Below are 24,479 nucleotides of genomic sequence, written 5' to 3'. Positions count from 1 at the left end.
GAGGTTCCTGCAATGCCCGAATTCAATGCTCCGCTGCGCGATATGCGCTTTGTCCTGCATGAAGTGTTCAACGCACCCAAGCTCTGGGCCCGTCTGCCGGCCCTGGCCGATACCGTGGACGGTGACACCGCCGACGCCATTCTCGAAGAAGCGGCCAAGGTCACCGGCAATCTGATCGCCCCGCTCAACCGCAGCGGCGACGAGGAAGGCGCCAGCTGGCACGCCGGGCAGGTACGCACCCCGGCCGGTTTCAAGGAGGCCTACAGCACCTATATCCAGGGCGGCTGGGTCGGCCTGAGCGGCAACCCGGCCTACGGCGGGATGGGCATGCCGAAGATGCTCGCGGTGCAGTTCGAAGAGATGCTCTACGCCGCCAACTCCAGCTTCGCCCTGTACTCGGCCCTGAGTTCCGGGGCCTGCCTGGCCATCGACGCCCACGCCAGCGAAGCGCTCAAGCAGCTGTACCTGCCGCCGATGTACGAAGGCCGCTGGGCCGGCTCCATGTGCCTGACCGAGGCTCACGCCGGCACCGACCTGGGGATCATCCGCACCCGCGCCGAACCCCAGGCCGACGGCAGCTACCGCATCAGCGGCAGCAAGATCTTCATCACCGGCGGCGAGCAGGACCTGACCGAGAACATCATCCACCTGGTGCTGGCCAAGCTGCCGGACGCCCCGGCCGGGCCCAAGGGCATCTCGCTGTTCCTGGTGCCGAAGATCCATGTGGACGCCAACGGCAACCTCGGCGCGGCCAACGCGGTGAGCTGCGGCTCCATCGAACACAAGATGGGCATCAAGGCCTCGGCCACCTGCGTGCTGAACTTCGACGGCGCCAGCGGCTGGCTGATCGGCGAGGCCAACAAGGGCCTGGCGGCAATGTTCACCATGATGAACTACGAGCGCCTGTCCATCGGCATCCAGGGCATCGGCTGCGCCGAGAACTCCTACCAGAACGCCCGCACCTATGCCCGCGAACGCATCCAGAGCCGCTCCCCCGCAGGCCCGGTGGCCAAGGACAAGATCGCCGACCCGATCATCGTCCACCCCGATGTGCGGCGCATGCTGCTGAGCATGAAGGCCATGACCGAAGGCGGCCGGGCCTTTGCCAGCTACGTCGGCCAGCAGTTGGACCTGGCCAAGTTCGCCGACCAGCCCGTTGAGCGCCAAAACGCCGAGGCCCTGGTGGCGCTGCTGACCCCGGTGGCCAAGGCGTTCTTCACCGACACCGGGCTGGACAGCTGCGTGCTCGGCCAGCAGGTCTTCGGCGGCCACGGCTACATCCGCGAGTGGGGCCAGGAGCAATTGGTGCGTGATGTGCGCATCGCCCAGATCTACGAAGGCACCAATGGCATCCAGGCCCTGGACCTGTTGGGGCGCAAGGTGGTGGGCAATGGCGGTGTGGCCCTGCGCCTGTTCACCGGCGAGATCCGCGACTACGCCTACCTGCCCGGCGCCGCCTACGCCGCCGAGCTGCTGGACGCGGTGCAGCGCCTGGAAGACCTCAGCGACTGGCTGCGCGAACAGGCGGCGCACAACACCCACGCGGTGGGCAGCGCCTGCGTCGAGTACCTGCAACTGTTCGGCTACGTGGCCTATGCCTATCTGTGGGCGCGCATGGCCCAGGTGGCCGAGCACAAGCGCTCCGAGGACGACGGTTTCTACGGCGCCAAGCTGGCCACCGCGCGCTTCTACTTCAGCCGCCTGCTGCCGCGCATCCTCAGCCTGGAGCAGAGCATCCGCGCCGGCAGTGACTCGCTGTTCGGCCTCGACGCCGAGCACTTCTGAGGGCCTGGGCAGGGCGCCCGCCGCCCTGCCCCGTGCCGGTAAAAAAGCCGCGCCCGCAGGTGCAAAACCTCGGGCGCCGCTGCATACTCCGCGCACCCGAGCACCGCCCAAGGAAGAAACGTGTTGGCCCCCGCCCTGATCATCGCCAGCTCAGCCATCGTGCTGCTGCTCGGCACCTTGCACCTGATCTACACCTTCGCCAGCGACAAATTCCAGCCCCGTGACCCGGCCCTGGCCGAACGCATGCGCCAGGTGTCGCCGATGATCACCCGCCAGACCAGCCTGTGGCGGGCCTGGGTCGGCTTCAATGCCAGCCACAGCCTGGGGGCCATGCTGTTCGGCCTGGTCTATGGCTACCTCGCCTGGCTGCACCCGGCCCTGCTGCTGGAGGCCCGTGGCTTGTTGCTGATCGGCCTGGGGTTTCTTGCCAGCCTGTGGGTGCTGGCGATCCGTTACTGGTTCCGCATTCCCCTGGTGGGCATCAGCCTCGCCCTGGTGCTGTTCGCGGCTGCCTGCGGTTTGCTGTTGGTTTGAACCTGAGCCGCCCTCCCTCATCGTCCCTGTTACTCTCGAGTTCCTTCATGTCCCGCCTGTACACCCTCTGGTCCCGGCTCTACTACCCGCTGTGCTGGATCGCCGTCGCCGCGCCCCTGGCCAGCATGATCCATTGCAACCTGAACCTGATCGTGCCCCGGGAGGTCGGCGGCACCCTGTTCGGCGGCTCCATGGGCTTTGTGATGTACCTGGGCGGCTGGGCCCTCAGCGTCCTGGGCCTGGTGCTGGCGCTGCTGACCCGGGTGCCCGGCGCGCGTCTGGCCTTGATCGTCGCCGGGCTGGTGCAAGGGCTGCTGGGCCTGTGGTGGCGGATCAACTACCCGGATGATTTCGACGGCAATCTGATCTTCAGCATCCAGCCCCGGGAGCTCGACTATGTGATGGTGTTCGGCTTCGCCCTGGTCTACAGCGGCGTCTACCTGTTGCGTCAGCAGCGGCTCAAGCCGCGTCCGCCCGCCACTGGCAATCTGCTCGCGCTGCGCACCCTGTGGGCCCTGATGCTGGCGGCGACCTTCATGCTCCCACCGCTGCTGGCCATCACCCGCAAACCCCTGCCCTATTGCGCCTTCGACCGAGCCGGCAATCAGTTGAGCGTATGCCTGGGTCCGGACACCCGAGTGATTGTCGACTGAGCGTCACCCCGGCTTCTTTCTACCTGTTCTCTACCTTGATGAGTGTGACCATGTCTCGCCTGTTTACCCTGTGGTTGTGGCTGTACCGCCCCCTGTGCTGGATCGTCGTCGCCATCCCGCTGTCGGTGATGCTGTTGTGCGACGTGCAAATGATGCAACCGCGGGATGTCAGCGGCACGCTGTTCGGCGGCGCCATGGGTTTTCAGCTGTACCTGTTTGCCTGGGTGCTGTGCCTGATCGGCCTGGCCCTGGCCCTGCTGACCCGGATGCCCGGTGCGCGTATGGCCTGGCTGATGGCCGGGCTGGTGCCGTTGCTGCTGGGGGTGTGGTGGCGGCTCACCTACCCGGACGATGAGGATGGCAGCCGTGCGTTCAGCCCCCAGGCCTGGGAGCTGGACTACATGATGGGCGTCGTCGGCGTACTCTTCATCAGCGGCCTGTACCTGTACTGGCGCCGCCGCCTCGTCTCACGGCCCGCCGCCCACAGCGCCGATGTGCTGTTTCTGCAGACCCTGTGGGCGCTGGTGCTGGCGGCGGCGTTCATCCTGCCGCCGCTGAGCTTCATCAAGCAGCAATCCCTGCCCCGCTGCGCGTTCAACAAGGCCGGGGAGCAATTGACCGTGTGCCTGAGCGATGATCCGAACGAGCCGGTGATTGTCGACTGACCCGGCGCTTGCAGCAGCCCGGACACAAAAAAGCCCCGAACCGATCGGGGCTTTTTTCTGCCGGGTGCTATCGAAGCTTGGTGGCCGGTGCTTCCCTGCGCACCGGCAAGGCGGCAGCAAAGGCCAGGGCCTCTTCCCGGGTGCCGAAAGTGGCAAGCCGGTCACCCGGGGTGCAGACCTTCCAGGGGCCGTGGTTGACGCTCAATACCTGATAACCGTTGATCTGCAACTTGTTCAACAGTGGCGTACTCATGGACACCTCCTTTTTGTCAGCGTGCCTGGTGCTTGGCCGTTTTACCTTACACCCGCAGAACGATCCGGCGACGGCCGCATGTCGGCGCTCGGTCATTTCCTCAGGTTGGCCAGAGGGTCGTAGGCGCGCGAACGCTTGCGCTGATGCTCGGGTTCGGGCTGATCCAGGGGCGCCCTGGCCGGGCCCACCGGATCGACCTGGGGGTCGGCGAGGTCCGGCGAATCGGGGTCGAAACCCGGGTCATGGGGATTCGAGGCGTGCTCGGACGAGCGCGGCCCTGTTGGGTTCTTGGCAGCCATGGTCAGCTCCTGTGCTAGCCCGCAACAGGGCGGGTACAGCCTTTGGATTGCGATCTGCTCCGAGGGTGCCGGCAAACGGACCAATGGCCACCGGCAAATTGCATTGCGCTGCGCAGCGTCGCAGGATGACGCCCTGGCCCACAACCGCTCAAAAGGAAGTGTTGATGACAATTCGTGCCGTGGTTTTCGATTTTGGTGGCGTGCTGTTCGACTGGAGCCCGCACCACCTGTACCGCCAGCTGATCCCTGACGACACCCGTCGCCAGTGGTTCCTCGACACCGTCTGCACCCAGGCCTGGAACACCCAGCAAGACGCCGGCCGGCCCCTGGCCGAAGCGACCCGCAGCCTGGTGGCCGAGCATCCCGAGCATGCGCCGCTGATCGAAGCCTATTACGGGCGCTGGCCGGAGATGCTCAAGGGACCGCTGGAAGACGGCGTGGCCCTGCTGGAGGACCTGCACCAGGCGCAGATGCCGCTGTTCGGGCTGACCAACTGGTCGCAGGAAACCTTTCCCTATGCCTGGGAGAATTACCCGTTTTTGCAGAAGTTTCGCGACATTGTGGTGTCGGGGCAGGAGCGGCAGATCAAGCCGGATGCCGAGATCTATCACACGGCCTTGGGGCGCATTCGTGCGCATTTGCCGGGGGTGGCGCCTGAGGAGTTGGTGTTCATTGATGATCATGCGCCGAACATCGTCGCGGCCAGAGCGTTGGGGTGGCGGGCGATTCATCATGTAGCCGCGGGGGAGACGCGGCGGCAGTTGGGGGAGTTGGGGGTGGTTTGAGTCCTGGGGCTTTTTTTTGGGGGGGGGGGACATATCCGGTGCTGCGGGTGTGGCTACTGGCGGTTCCGCTCTTACAGCGGGTTTGGGTGCATATCCGTTCTTGCGGGTGCGGCCGCTGGCGGTTCCGCTTTTGCAGCGGGTTTGGGTACATATCCGTTCCTGCGGGTGCGGCCGCTGGCGGTTCCGCTCTTACAGCGGCTTTGGGTACATATCCGTTCTTGCGGGTGCGGCCGCTGGCGGTTCCGCTCTTACAGCGGCTCACTTTTGAAGAGCGCAAAAGTAAGCAAAACGCTTCTGCCCCTCCACTCGGTGCCTCGCCTAGGCTCGGCATGCCCTCACTCCGGCATTGATCCGTGGGCCGCCGCCACCGGCCATCCATGGCCGGGTGGCGGCTAACCCGGCGTCCTGCCGGGTTACCCACGGCTCAATGCCTGCGTTCGGCCATCGTGGTTAACGGGGCGTTCAGATCAAGATCAAAAGCAAGATCAAAATCTGACGGCGGCCTGCCGGCCGGCCTGTTTCATTGCCGTTCGCGTTACATGTAGCCGCTGCCGAAGGCTGCGACCGGCTCCGCAGGAGACGCTAAACCTGCCTCCCCGATATTCCTGACATATCGCGTCGCCTGGTTTCGCAGCCTTCGGCAGCGGCTACAAAGAGCCGGCCTGCGCACCTTGGCTTTGGCTTTGGCTTTTGATCTTGATCTTGATCTTGATCTTGATCTTCAGGCCCCTTCCCAGCCGGCCGAGCGTAGGCGTTGCGTAGGGGGCAGCTCGGCATGGATGCCGAGCTAGCCGCCACCCGGCCATGGATGGCCGGTTGGCGGCGGGCCCCCGGAGCAATGCCGGAGAGAGGGAACCCCGAGCCCCAGCGAGGGGCCCATGGAGGGGCAAGCGTTTTTTGGTTCCTTTTTTTGGCGTTTGAAAAAAAGGGACTCGCCGTAAGGGCGAAACCCTAAGCGGCCGTTACCGCAGGAATGGATATGTACCCCACCCCCCCGCTGTAAAAGCGAAACCACCAGCCGCCACTCCCGCAGAAATAGATATGTACCCCAAACCCGCCATAAAAACGCCCCCAAACCGCCCCCCCTGCAACACCTGCTCCCCCCACCTGCCACGAAAAAAAACACCCCCTCTATCGCCATCCGCAATCACCCCCACCCCTCCATATCGCCCCATGGAATACCCCAAAAATCCCCCCTTACCCCCGTGAATCCACCTGTCGGAAACCCACAAAATCAATGTGCCATTACCCCGCCAATTCCCCCCGCGCTGCTTAACTGCAAAAGCTGCCAAGTACCGCAGCCCCCCTAACCCCCAAGGAAGGCACACACCATGAGCCCCACCTCGCAACACACGGTTGTCCCCTACGGAGTCGCGATCCAGTCGGCCATCGCCGAAGGCCAGCTACCCCAGATGAAAGCCCTGCTGGCCAAGCGCGATCCGAAGCACGACGAGCCCAAGGATCTGAAAGCCGCCTACGAAAAACTGGCCAAGGAAGTCGCCCGCCTGGAACAGCACTAATCGCTGTTTCCCCGTCATTGAATGGAGGCAAAGCAAATGTCTGGTTCTATCTCCCAAGAAGGCCTGTTCCCCCTGAGCTACCGCATCGGTACCTCGCAACCCGGGGCCCCGACCCTGATTCTCAATCTGCTGGTCTACACCCCCGAGCACAGCGTGCGCGGCACTTCGTCCATCACTCAGGCGGTCAATCCGCCCCTGGACCTGCACAGCGATGTCTGGGGTCAGTACACCTACCTGACGGTCATGCCACCGAGCTCCAGCAAGATCCTCATCACCGCCCAGGGCAATCAGGGCGGACCCGGTTCCAACTCCATCATCAACTTCAAGCTGCATCTGGTGGTCAGCGATGACTGGAAGGAAGGCGTGGCCAACTACCAGTACTACAACGGACACAGCTGGGTAACGGTCAATCAGGTCCCCGCCCATCTGCAGGAACCCGTGCAGTCGAGCACCCTCTCGGCCCCCCACCATGGCCAGCCCAACCGTCCGCTGCCGCCGATCTCGGCGCTGTACGCGGCACCGATCCACGGCGCCATCGCCAGCGGCGACCTGTCGCAGATGAAGAGCCTGCACAAGGTGGCCACCCAGCAACTGGAGCAGCTGCCGTTGATCCGCACGGCGCTGGAGGCGGCCAAGGCCGAGATCAGCAAGCACGAGCGGCGCTGACTGGCGACCGTCCAGCGAACCTGATGTCTTCCACAAGATAAGGAGTTGCAGCATGACAATCGGACTGTTCCATACCCGCCTCATCGTCGCCAACCCTGTGATCGGAGGGCCGGTGCTGACCCTCGATCTGCTGGTCAACACGCCGCAGAAGAAAGTCAGCGGCGTGGCCCGGGTGACTCAGAGCACCTCGCCACCGATGCACTTCCTCGCGGATGTCTGGGGCGACTATTCCCAGGTCAAACTGGACCCCTCCAGTGAAGGCCATATCATCCTCAACCTGACCGGCAACCCCAGCGGCCCCACCAGCCAGATTGCCGAAACCTTCCATCTGCAGGGCATTCTCGGCCTCGACTGGGCCAGCGGTTTCGCCAGCTATCGCTACCAGTACCAGGGCCATTGGCATGTGGTTCAGCATGCCGCCGTGAGCCAGGCGCCGGTGGATCAAGCGGCCAACGCCGATCTGGCGCCCAAGGACGATCAACGGCATCTGTATCCGCAGCCGCTGTATGCCGTGGCGCTGCAACAGGCCCAGAGCAGCGGCGATCTGACACGGCTCAAGGCGCTGGTGGCTCAGGGCGAGCAGCAACTGGCCAACAGTGACAACCTGAGCCAGGCGGTGCAGCAGTTACAGGCGGAAATCAGCCGCCTGGAACGTCGCTGAGTCCAGGCACCCGGGGCCGGCCGACAAAGGTCGGCCCCAGGGTTGCGGTAAACCGATCGCGCCATTGCCGCACAAGGAAGGCGCGCCTATTTCGATGGGTTGGTGCCGCGCACCGCTGGGTGCGCAAGGATCTTTCATGTCAGACAGTCTCCCCGCCCGCTACCTCAGCGAAACCGACCTCAAGCGCTATGTGCCGGTGCACGTGGTCTGGGAAATCACCCTCGCCTGCGACCTCAAGTGCCTGCATTGCGGCTCCCGGGCCGGGCATCGGCGCCCCGGCGAATTGAACACTCAGGAATGCCTGTCGGTGATCGACTCCATCGCCGCCCTGGGCACTCGGGAGGTCACCCTGATCGGCGGCGAAGCCTATTTGCGCAAGGACTGGACGCGGCTGATCCAGGCCATCCACGACCACGGCATGTACGTGGCGATCCAGACCGGCGGACGCAACCTGACCCCCGCCAAGATGCAGGCCGCGGTGGACGCCGGGCTCAATGGCGTCGGCGTGTCCCTGGACGGCCTGGCGCCGCTGCACGACGCGGTGCGCAATGTGCCCGGCTCGTTCGACAAGGCCCTGGACACCCTGCGCCGGGCCAAGCAGGCCGGGCTCAAGGTCAGCGTCAACACCCAGATCGGCGCCGCCACCCTGCCCGACCTGCCGGCCCTGATGGAGCTGATCATCGACGCCGGCGCCAGCCACTGGCAGATCCAACTGACGGTGGCCATGGGCAACGCCGTGGATCACCCCGAGCTGCTGTTGCAACCCTATCAACTGCTGGAAGTGATGCCGCTGCTGGCCCGCTTGTATCGCGAAGGCGAAGAACGCGGCTTGCTGATGAATGTGGGCAACAACATCGGCTACTACGGTCCCTACGAACACATGTGGCGCGGTTTTGGCGACGACCGCGTGCACTGGAGCGGCTGCGCCGCCGGGCAAACAGTGCTGGCCCTGGAAGCCGACGGCACGGTCAAGGGCTGTCCGTCCCTGGCCACCGTCGGATTCTCCGGCGGCAATGTGCGCAGCATGAGCCTGCACGACATCTGGCACTACAGCGAAGGCATGCACTTCGGCCGCCTGCGCTCGGTGGACGATCTGTGGGGCTACTGCCGCACCTGCTACTACAACGATGTGTGCCGCGGTGGCTGCACCTGGACCTCGCATTCGCTGCTGGGCAAGCCGGGGAACAACCCCTACTGCCATTACCGAACCCTGGACCTGCAGAAAAAAGGCCTGCGCGAGCGCATCGTCAAACTCGAAGACGCCGGCCCCGCCTCTTTTTCGGTGGGCCGCTTCGACCTGATCACCGAGCGCATCGACACCGGCGAGGCGGTCTCCAGCGTCAGCGACAGCGGCCAGGTGATCAAGCTGGCCTGGGCCAACCAGGGCCACGCCTCCCCCGAAGAAGGCCGCATCCCGCCGCGCCTGGCCCTGTGCCGCAGTTGCCTGGAGTACATCCACGCCCATGAAAGCACCTGCCCCCACTGCCACGCCGATGTCGCCGCAGCCGAGGCCCGGCACCAGCAAGACCGCCTGCGCCAGCAGGCGCTGATCAACACCCTGCACCAGTTGCTGGGCATGCCCCAGGAGCAACCGCGCCTGTAACCTGCGCCAGCCGCCACCGCGCCAACCCCAGGCGCGGCGGCGGTCATGGCGGCTCTGGCAAGCAGGGAACAGCCATCCAAAAAAACTCCGGGCAAGGCCGGTAAGGGCTTTGCCATGGCAGTTCGTCCACAGGCCCGAGCGCCTGCGCGCCGGCGGTGCAAGTTTTTGCGCACTTCATCAAACAGCAGTCGCCACCCTGTACTAGGATACGAGGCGACCCTTTGTCGGTCAGCGCAAACAGGAGGTAAATCACGCGCGACCCAAACTCGTTGTTATAAGGCAGTCCTTCCACACCTTCACATTCATGGATGAAATGATGAACTCACAAGTACTGTTTCCACATATTGGCAAGGTCATCGCCAGCACCGGCAGCCGCAGTTTCCCGCGCATGCTGCATGACCTGATACTCACCCAACTGGCTGTGGACGCCACACACATCACCCAACTGCGCACCGCCCCGGAACCAGCCGCTGGCAGAACCGGCAATACCCTGATGCAGAGCCGTCACCCGCTGTACAGCGATCTGCATGCCAGCAATGACCCGCTGCTGCACACAGGCTTTCCCGAGCAGCCCGACGAGCCCTGCGGCAGCCCGCCACTGCTGCGCCACCGGGGCAACGCGGACCCGGCGCAACTGCACCTGACCGGTCGCAAGGATTCGTACCACTTCGTGCTGTCGGTGTACCGCAGCAGCCAGGAGCAGAGCTTTTCCCCCCAGGAACGCCTGCTGCTGGAGGACATCTCGCCGCTGCTGCTGCCCATGGTGGAAAACCACATCAGCGCCCTGCAGCCGCGCAGCGACTCTGCCGAGCAGGACCGCGCCGCCATCGAGGGCCTGGCGACCGTGCGCCTGCGCTTTGCCGAGCGCCTGGAGCAGTCCGGGCTGCGCCTGTCCAACCGCGAGCTGGAAGTCTGTGTCGGGCTGCTGGCCGGGCGCACCGCACCGCAGTTGGCCGAGCAGCTCAAGCTCAAGGTCAATACCGTCGAAAGCTACTTGAAGCGCGCCGCCATCAAGCTCGGCATCAGTGGTCGCCACTCCCTGCTGCGCTGGATGTACTCGCCCCAGGCACAGGCGCCAGGCACCCGCGATGACGCGCCGGCCTGATCCGCCACTGGCCTTGATCCCGTAACCCCGCCCCCGCCGGCCCCTGAGCCGGCGGTTCTGTCTGTGGGCCGCTCAATCCCGGGCCAGGGCCTCGATCGGGTCCAGCCGGGCGGCGTTGCGCGCCGGAACGAAGCCGAAGACGATGCCGATCAGGGTCGAACAGGCGAACGCGGTGACGATCGAGCCCATGGAAAACACCATCTCCCATTCCTTGATGAACAGGGTGAACAGGTAGCCGATGGCAAACGACAGGGCGATGCCGATGGCCCCGCCAATCAGGCAGACCATCACCGCCTCCACCAGGAACTGCTGGCGGATGTCCGACTGCCGCGCCCCCACCGCCATGCGAATGCCGATCTCCCGGGTACGTTCGGTGACCGACACCAGCATGATGTTCATCACCCCGATGCCGCCGACCACCAGGGAAATCACCGCGATCAGCGACAACAGCAAGGCCAGGGAGCGGCTGGTGCGCTGCACCGTCTGCATGATGCTGTCGAGGTTGTTGGTGAAGAAGTCCTTGGTGCCGTGGCGTTGCTCCATGAGCTTCTTCACATGCTCCTCCACCACTTTGCTCGGCTGGCCGTCCTTGATCTTCACGCTGATGCTGTCCAGGTGGCGCTGGCCCAGTACCCGCCCCGCCGCCGTCTCGTAAGGCAGCCAGACGTTGAGCAGGTTGCTGGCGGCGAACATGTTCTTGTTCTCGGCCGTGACCCCGATCACCGTGCACGGCAGGTTGCCCACCAGGATCACCTGCCCCAGGGGGTCCACATCGGGACCGAACAGGCGGTTGCGCGTGTTGTGGTCGATCACCACCACCTGGGCCTGGCGCCGGGCATCGTTCTCGCTGAAGGCGATACCCGCCGCCAGCTTGAGATCGCGAACCTTGAAGTACAGGTGGCTGACGCCGTTGACCGTGGCATTGAGGTCGATATTGCCGTAGCGCAGCAACAGGCTGCGGCCCACCATCGGCGTGGCGCTGTCGACGTAGTACAGCTGGTTCAGGGCCGTCACGTCGGCGGGCATCAGGGTCTGGATTGCCGCTGCCCGGCTGTCGCCGAAACTGGCCCCGGGGAAGATGTCGATGGTGTTGCTGCCGATGGCCTGGATGTCCTTGAGCACGTAGCGCTTGGCACCCTCGCCAATGGCCACGATGGACACCACCGAGGTGATGCCGATGACGATCCCGAGCATGGTCAGCAAGGTGCGCATGCGGTGCGAGACCAGCGCCACCCAAGCCATGACGAAGGCTTCCTTGAACAGCCCGAGGCTGGCCACCAGGCGTCGCGCTCCGCCCGGCCGGGTGCTCACCGGGGGTTGCGCCGGCTCCTCGTCCACCCCGCGCGCATTGACCCGGTCGCTGACGATCTCGCCGTCGCGCACTTCGATGATGCGCTCGGCGTTGGCCGCCACCTGAGGGTCGTGGGTGACGATGATCACCGTATGCCCCAGGGCATGCAGTTCCTGGAGAATGCCCATCACTTCCTTGCCGCTGTGGCTGTCCAGGGCCCCGGTGGGTTCGTCGGCGAGGATCACTTCGCCGCCGTTCATCAGCGCCCGGGCGATGCTCACCCGCTGTTGCTGGCCGCCGGACAACTGGTTGGGGCGGTTCGCCAGGTGCCCGGACAGCCCCAGGCGCGCCAGCAGCTCCCGGGCCCGGCCATGGCGCTTGACTTGCGGGGTGCCGGCGTAGATCGCCGGCATCTCGACGTTGTGCAGGGCACTCAAATGCGGCAGCAAGTGATAACGCTGGAAGATGAAACCGAAATAGTCCCGGCGCAGCTCCGCCAGGGCCTGATCGTCCAGGTCGCGGGTTTCCTGGCCGTTGACCTTGTAGCTGCCGGCCGTGGCGTAGTCGAGGCAACCGAGGAGGTTCATCAGGGTCGACTTGCCCGAGCCCGAGGCCCCGGTGATCGCCACCATTTCCCCGGCCTGGATGCTCAGGTCGATGTGTTTCAGGGCCAGGAACTCCCGCTCCCCGGCGGTGAAGCTGCGGCTGATGCCCTTGAGCTCCAACAATGGCTGGGTCATGGTCAGGCCCCTGCCGTGCCGGGCAGCGGATCACCGATCACCACCTGGTCGCCCTCCGCCAGGCCGTCCTTGATCTGCACCTTGACGTTGTTGTTGATCCCGGTGCTGACGTTGCGCGCCTGGGCATGCCCCTTGGCGTCCAGCACCCGCACCGCGAAGCTGCCATCGGCGTTGCGCGGCCCCAGGGCGGCCACCGGCACCATCAGCACATCCTTGGCGGTGTCGAGGACGATGCGCACCTGGGCGGTCATGGAGATGCGCAGCCGGTGGTCCGGGTTGGGCACGTCGAACAGGGCGTTGTAGAACACCGCGGTGTTCTGCTTGGGGGTGCCGGCGGTCTGGGTTTCGAGGAAGTTCTGCGGTGCCGGCTCAGTGCCCCGCAGCTTGGCGTAATAGCGCCTGTCGGCCTCGCCGAGGATGGTGAAGTACACCTGCTGGCCGGGAGCGATATGGATCACGTCGGCCTCCGAGACCTGGGCCTTGACGGTCATGGTGTCCAGGTCCGCGAGTTTCAGCAGCACCGGCGCCAGCTGGTTGGCGATCACCGTCTGGCCTTCCTGGGTCACCACCCCCACCACATCGCCGTCAATCGGCGCGACGATGCGGGTGTAGGCCAGGTTGACCTTGGCGGTGTCGATCTGGATATGCGCGCTCTTGATCTGCGCGTCCAGGGACAGCAGGTTGGCGCGTTGCACCTCGTAGTTGGACTCGGCGGTCTCGAAATCCTGCTGGGAAATCGACGCGTCCGACTGCAGGTCGCGGTAGCGCTCGTAGATGGCCTTGGTTTCCTTGAGCTGGGCCGCGGTGGCACGGCGCTTGGCTTGCAGGTTTTCCTCGTCCACCTGGGCCTGGCGCAGGGTATTGCGCAGCACCAGGGGATCGATTTCCGCCAGCCACTGGCCCTTCTTCACCTTGTCCCCGACCTTGACCTTGAGCGACTTCAACTGCCCGGAAACCTGGGCCCCGACGTCCACCTGCTTGATGCCCTCCAGCAGGCCCGAGGCCAGGACCGCGTTCTCGATGTCTCCCCGCTCGACCCGGGCGGTCAGGTACTGCGGCGGCTCTGCCGGCGCCCGCACCGTATAGAAAATCAATCCAGCCACAACCACCAGCAACAGCCCCATACCGATTTTGCGAAACTTCGACTTTTCCATAGATGACCACAAGTGCGTTGAGGGCGGGCTCCACCGGCCAGCGGCGAGCCCCCTTACAGAACACCGTGCTGCCGTAGTGAGCGGTGTTCCAGATGAATGAAAGGCTGTCAGCCAGCGGCGGGCACCCGGCCCGCCGCCGCATCCAGGCTCATGACACAGCCTCCCCCTGGGGCAGCGCCAGCCCGTCACGCCACCAGGCCGCCAGATGCTGGACGTGGGGTGCCTTGAGCAGGCTGAAGTGGTTGCCCGGCCCCTGCCACAGCCCCAGTTCCGTCACCTGCCCACGCCAGCCCTGGACCATCGCCTCCTGCTCGCGCAGGTTGCCGGCGGCGTCCAGGCGCGGATCGTCCGCCAGCACCAGGCGCACCGGTCCCCGGTAAGGGCGTTGCGGCTGGTAGCGGGTGCGCAGGGCACTGGCGAAGGTTCGCGCCGGCCCCTGCATCGCCCGAGGATCGGCACGCTGGGACAGCAGGCCAACCCGGACCATGCCGGCATGCAGCAGGTGCATCTGCATGGCGTCGTCCTCGGCGGCAAACAGCTGCGGATCGATGCCCAGGCTCTGGCCGCACGCCAGTTGCATGGACTCGATCAGCCGCAACAGCGCGGCCGTGCTGGTGTAGGGCCGCCCCACCACGCCGTGGCCGCCCGGGGCCTCGCTGTCGATCAGGGTCAGGGACGCCACTTCGCGCCCCGCGGCCTGCAGGGCCCCGGCCATTTCGAAGGCAACCCAGCCGCCGAAGGAGTGGCCGATCACGTGCAACGGCCCGTGGGGGTACTCCTGCTCGATGGCTTGCAGGTAGTAGCGCGCCGCCGCTTCCACCCGGGTGTGGGGCACGCCCTGGCCATCCAGGCCCCGGGCCTGCAGGCCGAAGATCGGCCAGTCCGGCCCCAGGGCTTCGGTCAGGCCGATAAAGCCGGTAACGCTGTCGCCGGCCCCCGGCACACAGAAGATCGGCGTCTGCCCGCAGCGCCCGCTCTGAATCCGCAGCAAGGGCTGGTGGGACGTTGCTCCGGTGCTGGCAGCGACCCCGGCCTGCTCGATGGCCTGGCTCATGGCCTGGCCCAGTTCATGGATATGCGGCGCCTTCATCATGCTCAGGTGATCCCCGGGCACGCTGATGCAGTGCAGGCATGGCCCCGGCAGCACCTCGCCCCAGCCCAGGGTCGGGCTGCGCCGGGACAATGCGCTGGGCCGCTGGGCGGCGCAGAACAGGTGCACCGGCACACTGATCGGGTGCAGGCGGTAATGGGCCAGTGCATGGCCGTGAGCCACCTCACGGTCCAGGTAATGCCCCAGCGTCTCGGGCGCCGCGCTTGCCAGTTGCTCGAACAGCAGGCCCTGTTCCCGGCAGCGTTGCAGCAGCTCGGGGAAGTCCAGGCGGTCCAGGGCCTGGCGCAGCTGTTCGACGAGCGCCAGCGGTTGCACGCCCGCCGGGCCCTGGGCGCTCCAGTAGGCGCTGCACTGCAACAGCAGGTGCTGCTTGCGGGGATCGCTTGCGGACCAGCGCGCCTTGCCCTGGTCGGTCAGGCGCGGCACGTAGCTGTCGATCAAGCCGAGGAACGCCACCTGCTGATCCTGCCCCAGCAACTGCTGGGCGATCTCATAGGCCAGCACCCCACCGAAGGACCAGCCCGCCAGGCGATACGGCCCTTCGGGCTGGACCCGGCGCATGACCTCCAGCAAGCGGGTGGCCAGGCACTCCAGGGTGCGCAACTGCGGCTGGCCGAGGGCCACGCCCGGCAGGCCATAGATGGGGAAATCCCCTTCCAGGTGCTGCCCCAGCGCCGGGAAGTAGGCATCCAGGCCGGTGAACTCGTGCACCAGGAACAGCGCCGGGCCACTGCCGCTGCGCACCGTGACCCACTCGGGGGCCTGTTGCGGGGTCGCCGGGCGCGCCTCGAGCAAACGCGCCATGGCGGCCACACTGGGGTGCTGGAACAATTGCGCCAGGCTCACGTCGAGCCCGGCCTGTTGCAGGCGGTTGACCAACTGGATCGCCAGCAGCGAATGCCCGCCGTGTTCGAAGAAATGCTCGTGGCGCCCCACTTGCTCCTGTTTCAGCACCTGCGCCCAATGGTCCGCCAGGGTCTGCTCCAGGGGCGTCTGCGCCGCTTCAAAACAGGCGGTGACCTGCGCCGCGGGGGTCGGCGCCGGCAGCGCGTTGCGGTCCAGCTTGCCGTTGTTGGTCAGGGGCAGTGCCGGCAGACGCACGTAAGCCTGAGGCACCATGTACTCCGGCAGTTGCGCCAGCAGGTGGTTGCGCAAGGCTTCGACGGCCGGCTCCGGCGCCTGTGGCTGCAGGGTGTAGTAGGCCACCAGACGCAAGTCCCCGGGCGCCTCCTCGCGCACCAGGACCACGCCATCGCGCAGTCCGGGGAAGCTCGCCAGCCGCACCTCGATTTCCCCCGGTTCGATACGAAAGCCACGGATCTTCACCTGCTGATCGTTGCGCCCCAGGTACTCCAGCAGGCCGTTCTCCTGCCAGCGCCCCAGGTCGCCGGTGCGGTACATCAGGGGTTTGGAGCCAGGGTTGGCGGCCGCGCTGCAGAAGGGATCGGGGAGGAACTTCTCGGCGCTCAGTTCAGGGCGATTCAAGTAGCCCTTGGCCACGCCCTGGCCGCCGATGTAGATCTCCCCCACTACGCCGATGGGTAGCGGCTGGCCCTGGGCATCGAGGATGTACACGCAGGTGTTGGACAGCGGCCGGCCGATGGGCACGCTGTCGGCGTCGGCCGCCAGTGCCTCGGGCTCATGAGTCACGGCAAAGGTGGTGGTTTCCGTCGGTCCGTAGCCATTGACCAAACGCAGGCCGGGCACCTCGGCCTGCATCCGCCGGAAGGCCACCGGGTCGGCCCGTTCACCGCCGCACAGGAGCATGCGCAGGCCGCTGAACGCCTGGGGCATCAGCTGCACGTACTGATTGAACAGGCTGGTGGTGAGAAACAGCAGCGTGGCTCCCGAGGCCTTCAGCAACTCGGCGAAGGCCTCGGGGTCCAGCAGCGTCTGCTGGTCCACCACCACGACCCGGCCGCCGTTGAGCAAGGGCCCCCAGACGTCCAGGGTGCTGGCATCGAAGGCCGGGTTGGAGGCAAAGGCCACCCGGTCCCCGGGGTTGAAATCGGCGTAGCCGTTGTTGATCACCAACCGGGTGATGGCCCGGTGCGGCACCAGTACGCCCTTGGGCACGCCCGTGGAGCCGGAGGTGTACATGATGTAGGCCACCGCCTCGGAGGACTGGGCCAGGGCCGGGTTGTGCCCCGGCAGCCGGTCCAGGCGCAGGCGATCCAGGTCCACCCGCAGTAACTGTGCCTCCGGCAGCGCTCCCTCCAGGGCCTGCGCCGAGTGCGCCAGCAGCACCCTGGCGCCGCTGTCCTGGAGCATGAACACCTGGCGTTCGGCGGGGGCGTTGATGTCCAGCGGCACGTAGGCCGCGCCGCACTTGCTGGCCGCCAACTGCGCCAGCAAAAGATCCAGGGAGCGTGGCAACAGCAGCGCCACCCTGTCCCCGGGCTGCACCCCCAGCCCCAGCAAGTGATGGGCCAGCTGATTGGCCCGGGTATTGAGCCGGGCGTAGCTGAGCACTTGCTCGCCATGGACCGCCGCCACCTGCTGGGGACGGGCCTGCACCTGTTCCTCGAAACGCTGATCCAGGGTCTGCTGGCGTGGATAGTCGCGGGCGGTGGCGTTGAAGTTCACCAGCACCTGCTGGCGCTCGGCAGCCGGCAACACCGGCACTTGGCCGATGGCCAGATCGGGCGTCTGTTCAAGGGCCTGCAACAGGTTGTCCAGGGCCTCGTGCAGGTAGTGGCAAATGCGCTGGGCATCGATGCCCGCCACCACGGCGGTGAGCATGAAGCCATCCCCCAGGTCGTCGATGCTCAGGGTCAGGGGGTAGTTGCTGCGCTCCTGGGCATTGAGCAACTGCATGCCCTCCCAGGCAGCGTCGGCTTGCCCAGGCAGCCCGGCCGACGGCGCGCTGTGGCGGTAGTTGAGCAAGCTGCTGAACAGCGGCGTACCCGCCTCCACCGCGCTGCAACGCTGCACCAGGGCCAGGGGCGCCTGTTCATGGCCCAGCAGTTGCGCCAGGCGTTCATGGGTGGCCAGCAGCGCATGACGCACCGGCAGGTCCCCCAGGTCCACCCGCAGCGGCAAGGTGTTGATGAACACCCCCAGGGCCCGTTCGGCGCCCTCGCCGCCTTGCATCCGTCCCAGCAGCACGGTGCCGAACACCACCTGCTGCTGGTTGGCCAGGCAGCCCAGGACCCGGCCCCAGGCCAGGTGCATCAGGCTCGCGGCGCTGACCCCCAGCTGCCGCGCCTGCAAGCGCAGGCGCCGGCTCAGCAGGCGGTCCAAGGGTTGGCGCGCCTCGTTGAGCGGCGCGCTGGCGCCCTGCACGTCCTGCAAGCCCAGGGGCAGGGTCGGTTGCCGGATATCGCCGAGCATCTCGCGGAAGAAGGCTTCATGTTCGGCCTCACCAATGCCCAGTCGGGCCTGGGCCACGTAGTTGCGATAGGGCACGGGGTCACCCAGCCGTTGCTGCTGGCCAAGGAGGAAGGCCTGCAGTTCATGCTGCAGCACTTCCAGGGCCACGTGGTCCATCACCAGGTGATGGAACAGCAACAGCGCCACCAGCCGCTGGTTGACCGGGTCCCGGGCGTAGACCAGACGCAACAGCGGCGCCCGGGCAATGTCCAGGCGATAGCGCGTACTGTCGAAGCGCGCCTGCAACTGGCCGAGGATGTCGCCCTGGCCCGGGTCGAGGACGACTTCATCGCCCTCCAGGGGCGCCTGGCGCCAGACCACTTGCAGCGGCTCGTCCAGCCCTTCCCAGAGCACGGCACTGCGCAGGATGTCGTTGCGTTCGATCACCCCCTGCAAGGCCCGGACGAAGGTCTGCAAGCGCTGGGCCGTGTCGAAGGCAAACTGCGCCTGCAACACATAGGGATCGCCCTGGCCGGCGGCCAGATGGTGAAACAGGATGCCGGCCTGCAACGGCGCCAGGGGGTAGATGTCCTGGACGTTGGCGGTGCCGCCCGGCACCGTGGCCACCACCCGGTCAATGGCCGCCTGATCCAGCGTCAGCAACGGCAGCAGCTCGGGGGTGATGCGCGGGCAGTCGCGGTAGATCAGGTTGTCCGGCACCTGCACTTCACGGCCACGCCCCACGGCGGCGGCCAGGGCCGCCAGGGTCGGCTGGCCGAACAGCACCCGCACATCCGCCGAGAGCCCGGCCCGACGCATGCGGCCGATCAGGCTCACCGCCAGCAACGAATGCCCGCCCAGTTCGAAGAAGTGATCCTGGCGCCCCACCCGCTCCACATTGAGCAGCTCGGCCCAGAGCCCGGCCAGCAGGATCTCCACCTCACCCACCGGCGCCTCGTACTCACGCACACTGGCCGCCGCCAACCCCGGGGCCGGCAGCTCCTTGCGCGCCAACTTGCCGTTGGGGCTCAAGGGCAGCGCTTCCAGGTGCACGAACAAGGCCGGCACCATGTAGTCCGGCAGGTGCTCCAGCAACGCCTGGCGCAGCTGTTCCACCGCCAGGGCCGGACGCCCGGCGGCGCAGGTGTAGTAGGCCACCAGACGCAGATCCCCGGGCACGTCCTCCCGGGCCAGCACCACCGCTTCCTTGACCCCGTCCAGCTGGGTCAGGCGAGCCTGGATTTCCCCCAGCTCGATGCGCAGGCCGCGGATTTTCACCTGATCGTCGTTGCGCCCCAGGTACTCGATAGCGCCGTCGGCCCGATAGCGACCCAGGTCGCCGGTGCGGTACAGGCGCCCCCCGGGGGCCTCACTGAAAGGGTCCTTGAGGAAGCGCTCGGCGGTCAGTTGTTCACGGTTGAGGTAACCCCGGGCCACCTGCACCCCACCGATGTACAACTCGCCCACCACTCCCCGAGGCACTGGCTGCATGTGCCCGTCCAGCAGGTAGATGCGGGTGTTGGCAATGGGCTTGCCGATGGGGGTGTTGTCCGGGGTGTTCTGCAGCGGCCCGGCGCAATCCCAGGCAGTGACGTCTACCGCCGCTTCGGTGGGGCCGTAGAGGTTGTGCAGCCCGACCTGGGGCAGCTGCTGCTTGAAGCGCCGCACCAGGCTGCCCGGCAAGGCCTCGCCGCTGCACATCACCTGACGCAGGCCGCTGCAACCCCGGGTATCGCCATAGGCCAGGAACACATCGAGCATCGACGGCACGAAGTGCAGGGTACTGATGCCTTCATCACGGATCACCTGACGCAGGTAGGCCGGGTCCTTGTGCCCTTCGGGGCGGGCCATCACCAGCCGTGCACCGGTGAACAGCGGCCAGAAGAACTCCCAGACCGAAACGTCGAAGCTGAAGGGGGTCTTCTGCAGCACCGCGTCATCGGCCGTCAGGCGGTACTGCTCCTGCATCCACAGCAGGCGGTTGACCACCGCCCGGTGCTCGTTCATCGCGCCCTTGGGCTGGCCGGTGGAACCGGAGGTGTAGATCACATAGGCCAGGTGCCCGGGGGTCAGCCCGTTGACCCGGGGATTGACCCGGGGCTGGCGCGCCCAGAGTGGCTGGTCCAGGTCTACCCGGGGCACGGTCGGGCTGCCCGGCAGTGCCCGGGTGGCACCCTGCACCAGCAGCGCCTGGGGCGCGCTGTCCTCAAGCATGTAGGCGATGCGTTCTGCGGGGTATGCCGGATCGATAGGCACGTAGGCGCCGCCAGCCTTGAGGATCGCCAGCAGGCCGATGACCATTTCCAGCCCGCGCTCGACACAGATCGCCACCCGACTGTCCGGCCCCACCCCCAGTTGCAGCAGGTGCCCGGCCAACTGGTTGGCCCGCTGGTTGAGCTGGCGATAGCTCAGGCGCTGCTCACCGGCCTGCACCGCCAGTGCCTCGGGGGTGCGCAGTACCTGGGCCTCGAACAAGCCGTGCAGGGTCTGTTCCAGGGGGTAGTCGCGGGCGGTGGCGTTGACGCCGTGCAGCAGTTGCCGACGTTCGGCGGCGTCCAGCAGCGGCACCTGCTCCAGCAGCATCTGGTCGTCCGCCACCATGGCCTGCAACACCCGCTTCAGGTAACCGACATAACGCCTCATGGTCGACCCATCGAACAGCGCCGTGGCGTACTCCAGGCTGCCTTCGATCCGGTCCTGCACCTCCCCCAGGCTCAGGGACAGGTCGAACTTGGCGAAGTGGCTGGCCTCGTGAATGGCTTCCAGGCGCAGGTCCCCCAGCACCAGTTGCGGCCCGTCGCCGTTCTGCCAGGTCAGCAGGGTCTGGAACAGCGGGCTGTGGGACAGGCTGCGCACCGGACGCAGGATTTCCACCACCTGCTCGAACGGCAGGTGCTGATGGGCCTGGGCCTCCAGGGTCCGGGCCTTGACCTGAGCCAGCAAGGCCTCCACCCGTGGCGCGGCGCCCAGGTCCAGGCGCAGGGCCAGGGTGTTGACGAACAGGCCGATCAGCCCTTCGACTTCGGCGCGCATGCGGTTGGCCACCGGGGTGCCGATCACCACTTCGGCCTGCCCGGACAGCCGCCCCAGCAGCAGCCCCCAGGCCGCCATCAGGGTCATGTACAAGGTGGTGCCATGGCGCTGGCTCAAGGCTCGCAGCCCGGCCGTCAGGGCAGCATCGAGGCGGACTTCGACGCTGCTGCCGGCGTAGTCCTGGCGGGCCGGCCGTGGTCGGTCGCCGGGCAGCATCAGCAAGGGCGGCGCGCCCTCCAGGGCCTGGCGCCAGTACTGCGCCTGCTGCTCCAGCACCGCGCCGCTGAGCCAGCGCCGCTGCCAGTGGGCAAAGTCGCTGTATTGCACCGCCAAGGGCGGCAGCGGATCGGGCAGGCCGCGGCTGAAGGCGGCGTACAGCGCCACCAGTTCCCGGGTCAGCACGCCCATGGACCAGCCATCGCTGACGATATGGTGCAGGGTCAGCAGCAACACGTGATGATCATCCGCCAGGCTGATCAGGCGCCCACGGATCAGCGGCCCGCGCTGCAGGTCGAAGGGCGCCGAGGCTTCTCCTTGCACCAGGGCCTGCAAGGCTTTGTCGGCCTGAGGATGGCCCCGCAGGTTTTCCAGCAGCAGGCCCAGCCCCGCCTCCACGGGCGCGATCAGCACCTCGGCTTCATCAGCGTACTGAGCAAAGCGGCTGCGCAGGGTTTCATGGCGCGCGACGATACGCTCCAGGGCCCGTTGCAGGGCATCGCCATCCAACTGCCCGCGCAAGCGCAGGCCAATGGGAATGTTGTACGCGGTGTTGGCCCCCTCCATCTGCGCCAGGAACCACAGGCGCTGCTGGGCGAAGGACAAGGGCAACGGCTGATTGCGCGGCGCCGGCAGCAGGTCCGGCAGGCTGCTGCGCTCGGCCCGTTCCAGGGCCTGGGCCACGGCGCTGAGCCGGGCATTGGCGAACAGCTCGGCCAGGGCCAGCTCCACCCCCAGGCGCTGGCGCACCTGGGACAGCATGCGCATGGCCAGCAGCGAATGCCCGCCCAGTTCGAAGAAGTGGTCGTGGCGTCCCACCTGCTGCACCTGCAGCAGCTCGCTCCAGATCTCGGCCAGGGCGATCTCGCTGGCGCCCTGGGGAGCCACGTAGTCCTGGGTCAGCAGTGCATCGAGCTCGGGCCGGGGCAGCGCCCGCCGATCCAGCTTGCCGTTGGCGGTCAACGGCAGCGCCTCCAGGCCCACGTAGGCCGCCGGCACCATGTACTCGGGCAAGTGCCCGAGCAATTGGCTGCGCAACGCCGACGGGGTCAATGCCACGGTGCCGGTCGCGGTGAAATAGGCCACCAGGCGGGTCTGTCCCGGTCGATCCTCCCGGGCCAGCACCAGTGCTTCCTTGATCCCGGGCAGCCGCTTGAGGCAGCTCTCGATCTCCCCCAGTTCGATGCGCACGCCACGGATCTTCACCTGGTCGTCGTTGCGGCCCAGGTACTCGATGCGCCCGTCCGCCCGCCAGCGAGCCAGATCGCCGCTGCGGTACATGCGTGCCCCGGGCTGGTCGCTGAAAGGATCGTCGAGGAAACGCTCGGCCGTCAGCTCGTGGCGATTGAAGTAACCCCGGGCCACCCCGGCGCCGCCCACATAGAGTTCACCGGCCACGCCAATGGGCACCGGCCGCTGCAACTCATCGAGCAGGTAGATCCGCGCGTTGGCGATGGGCCGACCGATGTCCAGGGGCCCGCCGGCTTCCATCAGCCCGGAAGTCGCCACCACCGTGGCTTCGGTGGGGCCGTAGTTGTTGATCACGGCAAAACTCTGCGGCTGGCTGAACTGCCGCAGGCGGTCGCCACCGATCAACAGGGTGCGCAGCGTCGGATGCCCGAGCGACTGGCTGAAGGCGTATTCCGCCACGGGCGTGGGCAGGAAGCTCAGGTCCAGGGGCTGGGCGCGCCACCACTGCAGCAGTTGGTCGAGGTCCTGGTGACCGATGCTGGCCGGCGGCAGGTGCAGGGTGGCGCCTGCGCACAGGGTCGGCCAGAACTCCCAGGCCATGGCATCGAAGCTCAGGCCGGCGACACAGGAAGCATGGCGCCCCGGTCCCAGGTCGAACGCCTGGCAGTGCCAGTCCACCAGGTTCTCCAGGGTGCCGTGTGCCACCATCACCCCCTTGGGCAATCCGCTGGAACCGGAGGTGTAGATCACATAGGCCAGATGCTCGCTGCACAGCCCGGGCACCTGGGGGTTGGCCAAGGACTGCTGCTGCCAGTCCGGCTGCTGCAGATCGATCACCGCAACCGACGGATCGCCCACCAGGGCCCGGGTTGCCCCCTGCACCAGCACCGCCAGCGGTGCGCTGTCCTGCAACAGGTAGGCGATACGCTCCGGCGGATGGCTCGGATCGATGGGCACGTAGGCGCCACCGGCCTTGACGATCGCCAGCAGACCGACGGCCAGCTCCAGGCCTCGCGGTGCACAGATCGCCACCCGGCTATCCGGGCCCACACCCAGCCCGCGCAGATGGTGGGCCAGTTGATTGGCCCGGGTATTCAACTGCTGGTAGCTCAGGCTCTGCTCCCCAGCCTGCAGCGCCGTGGCATCGGCTTGCTGCCTGGCATGTACCTCGAAGCGCTGGTGCAGGGTCATGCCCCTGGGGTAGTCCTGCGTACTGGCGTTGAAGGCCTCCAGCAGTTGTCGACGCTCGCCCTCCTCCAGCAGTTGCACCTGGGCCAGCCGTTGCTGATCGTCCGCCACCATGGCCTGCAGTACCTGCACCAGGTAGCCGACGTAACGCTGCACGGTCGCTGCATCGAACAAGGCGGTGGCGTAGTCCAGGGCGCCACGGATCTGCCCCTGGCTTTCTCCCAGGCTCAGGGTCAGGTCGAACTTGGCCACCTGAGTTGCCCCGGCCACGCCTTCGAGCGTCAGCTCATCGAGCACCAGGTCCTGGGCGAAATCGTCGAGCCAGGTCAGCACCACCTGGAACAGCGGGCTGTGGGACAGGCTGCGCTGGGGCCGGACGATCTCCACCACCTGTTCGAAGGGCAGGTCCTGGTGGGCCTGGGCGGCGAAGCTGCGGGCGCGGACCTGGGCCAGCAAGGCGGCAACACTCTGCTCGGCGTCCAAGTCCAGGCGCAGGGCCAGGGTGTTGACGAACAGGCCAATAAGCCCTTCCACCTCGGCGCGCATGCGGTTGGCCACCGGAATGCCGATCAGCAGATCGGTCTGTCCCGAGAGGCGCCCCAACAGCAAGCCCCAGGCCGCCAGCAGGGTCGTGTACAGGGTGCAGCCATGGCGCTGGCTGAGGCGCTTGAGCTGGGCGCTCAGCGGCCCATCGAGGAGGATCTCGACGCTGCC

Annotated in this window: 15 protein-coding genes (1 of these 15 running past the window's edge); 10 read left to right on the top strand and 5 right to left on the bottom strand. The window is 66.7% G+C overall.

Annotated features, from left to right (window positions below):
* Nucleotides 1-12: 12 nt before the first annotated feature.
* From KHO49_RS25140 to KHO49_RS25125, 4 genes are all read left to right on the top strand, one after another.
* Nucleotides 13-1,785 (top strand): acyl-CoA dehydrogenase C-terminal domain-containing protein, encoded by a 1,773-nt coding sequence (locus KHO49_RS25140; RefSeq protein ID WP_213666004.1) that lies wholly within the window; start codon nt 13-15, stop codon nt 1,783-1,785.
* A 120-nt stretch (nt 1,786-1,905) separates the two neighbouring features.
* The gene (locus tag KHO49_RS25135; protein WP_213666003.1) at nt 1,906-2,319 is read left to right on the top strand and encodes an LIC_13387 family protein; all 414 of its coding nucleotides are present in this window, start codon (nt 1,906-1,908) and stop codon (nt 2,317-2,319) included.
* A gap of 47 nt (nt 2,320-2,366) precedes the next feature.
* Nucleotides 2,367-2,972: a hypothetical protein gene (locus KHO49_RS25130; protein ID WP_110597081.1), complete on the top strand. Its 606-nt coding sequence runs from the start codon at nt 2,367-2,369 to the stop codon at nt 2,970-2,972.
* A 50-nt stretch (nt 2,973-3,022) separates the two neighbouring features.
* Complete coding sequence (locus tag KHO49_RS25125; RefSeq protein WP_102880261.1) at nt 3,023-3,637, top strand: hypothetical protein; 615 nt, start codon at nt 3,023-3,025, stop codon at nt 3,635-3,637.
* Nucleotides 3,638-3,704: 67 nt separating this feature from the next.
* Here KHO49_RS25125 and KHO49_RS25120 read toward each other — a convergent pair whose 3' ends face one another.
* Together KHO49_RS25120 and KHO49_RS25115 are read right to left on the bottom strand one after the other, a co-directional pair.
* Nucleotides 3,705-3,890 carry a DUF2188 domain-containing protein gene (locus KHO49_RS25120; RefSeq protein ID WP_110597080.1) on the bottom strand — a complete coding sequence of 62 codons (186 nt, stop codon included), beginning with the start codon at nt 3,888-3,890 and terminating at the stop codon, nt 3,705-3,707.
* A gap of 92 nt (nt 3,891-3,982) precedes the next feature.
* Nucleotides 3,983-4,189, bottom strand: coding sequence for a DUF6021 family protein (locus tag KHO49_RS25115; protein ID WP_102880259.1), 207 nt, complete (start codon nt 4,187-4,189; stop codon nt 3,983-3,985).
* 164 nt (nt 4,190-4,353) lie between these two features.
* On the opposite strand from KHO49_RS25115, the gene KHO49_RS25110 reads away from it, so the two are divergent.
* The 6 genes from KHO49_RS25110 (at nt 4,354) to KHO49_RS25085 (ending at nt 10,529) form a co-directional block, all read left to right on the top strand.
* Entirely contained in the window at nt 4,354-4,974 is a 621-nt protein-coding gene (locus KHO49_RS25110) for an HAD family hydrolase (protein ID WP_213666002.1), read from the top strand.
* A 1,331-nt stretch (nt 4,975-6,305) separates the two neighbouring features.
* A complete protein-coding gene (locus KHO49_RS25105; protein WP_102863589.1) occupies nt 6,306-6,494 on the top strand; it encodes a DUF1843 domain-containing protein in 189 nt (62 codons plus the stop codon).
* A gap of 36 nt (nt 6,495-6,530) precedes the next feature.
* Complete coding sequence (locus KHO49_RS25100) at nt 6,531-7,160, top strand: DUF1842 domain-containing protein (RefSeq protein ID WP_102882411.1); 630 nt, start codon at nt 6,531-6,533, stop codon at nt 7,158-7,160.
* Between the two features lie 52 nt (nt 7,161-7,212).
* Nucleotides 7,213-7,821 carry a DUF1842 domain-containing protein gene (locus tag KHO49_RS25095; RefSeq protein WP_102863591.1) on the top strand — a complete coding sequence of 203 codons (609 nt, stop codon included), beginning with the start codon at nt 7,213-7,215 and terminating at the stop codon, nt 7,819-7,821.
* A 136-nt stretch (nt 7,822-7,957) separates the two neighbouring features.
* On the top strand, nt 7,958-9,424 hold the full coding sequence (locus KHO49_RS25090; RefSeq protein WP_102863592.1) for a GDL motif peptide-associated radical SAM/SPASM maturase: 1,467 nt from the start codon (nt 7,958-7,960) through the stop codon (nt 9,422-9,424).
* A 316-nt stretch (nt 9,425-9,740) separates the two neighbouring features.
* The gene (locus KHO49_RS25085) at nt 9,741-10,529 is read left to right on the top strand and encodes a helix-turn-helix transcriptional regulator (RefSeq protein ID WP_123392671.1); all 789 of its coding nucleotides are present in this window, start codon (nt 9,741-9,743) and stop codon (nt 10,527-10,529) included.
* A gap of 72 nt (nt 10,530-10,601) precedes the next feature.
* Here KHO49_RS25085 and KHO49_RS25080 read toward each other — a convergent pair whose 3' ends face one another.
* The 3 genes from KHO49_RS25080 to KHO49_RS25070 all read right to left on the bottom strand — a co-directional run.
* Nucleotides 10,602-12,560, bottom strand: a complete 1,959-nt coding sequence (locus KHO49_RS25080) for a MacB family efflux pump subunit (protein ID WP_102882414.1) — start codon at nt 12,558-12,560, stop codon at nt 10,602-10,604.
* Nucleotides 12,561-12,562: 2 nt separating this feature from the next.
* The gene (gene macA / locus KHO49_RS25075; RefSeq protein ID WP_102882415.1) at nt 12,563-13,714 is read right to left on the bottom strand and encodes a macrolide transporter subunit MacA; all 1,152 of its coding nucleotides are present in this window, start codon (nt 13,712-13,714) and stop codon (nt 12,563-12,565) included.
* 148 nt (nt 13,715-13,862) lie between these two features.
* Nucleotides 13,863-24,479 carry the 3' portion of a non-ribosomal peptide synthetase gene (locus tag KHO49_RS25070; protein ID WP_213666001.1) on the bottom strand. The gene runs 4,107 nt beyond the window's last position, so 10,617 of the gene's 14,724 nt are visible here — the last part of the coding sequence; its start codon lies beyond the right edge, outside the window; it ends in the stop codon at nt 13,863-13,865.

This window comes from Pseudomonas sp. RC4D1 (assembly GCF_018390395.1).
In the GTDB taxonomy this organism is placed as follows: Bacteria; Pseudomonadota; Gammaproteobacteria; order Pseudomonadales; family Pseudomonadaceae; genus Aquipseudomonas; species Aquipseudomonas danubii.
Note: the sequence above shows the minus strand (reverse complement) of the source record. Positions and strands in the feature narration are given on the sequence as shown.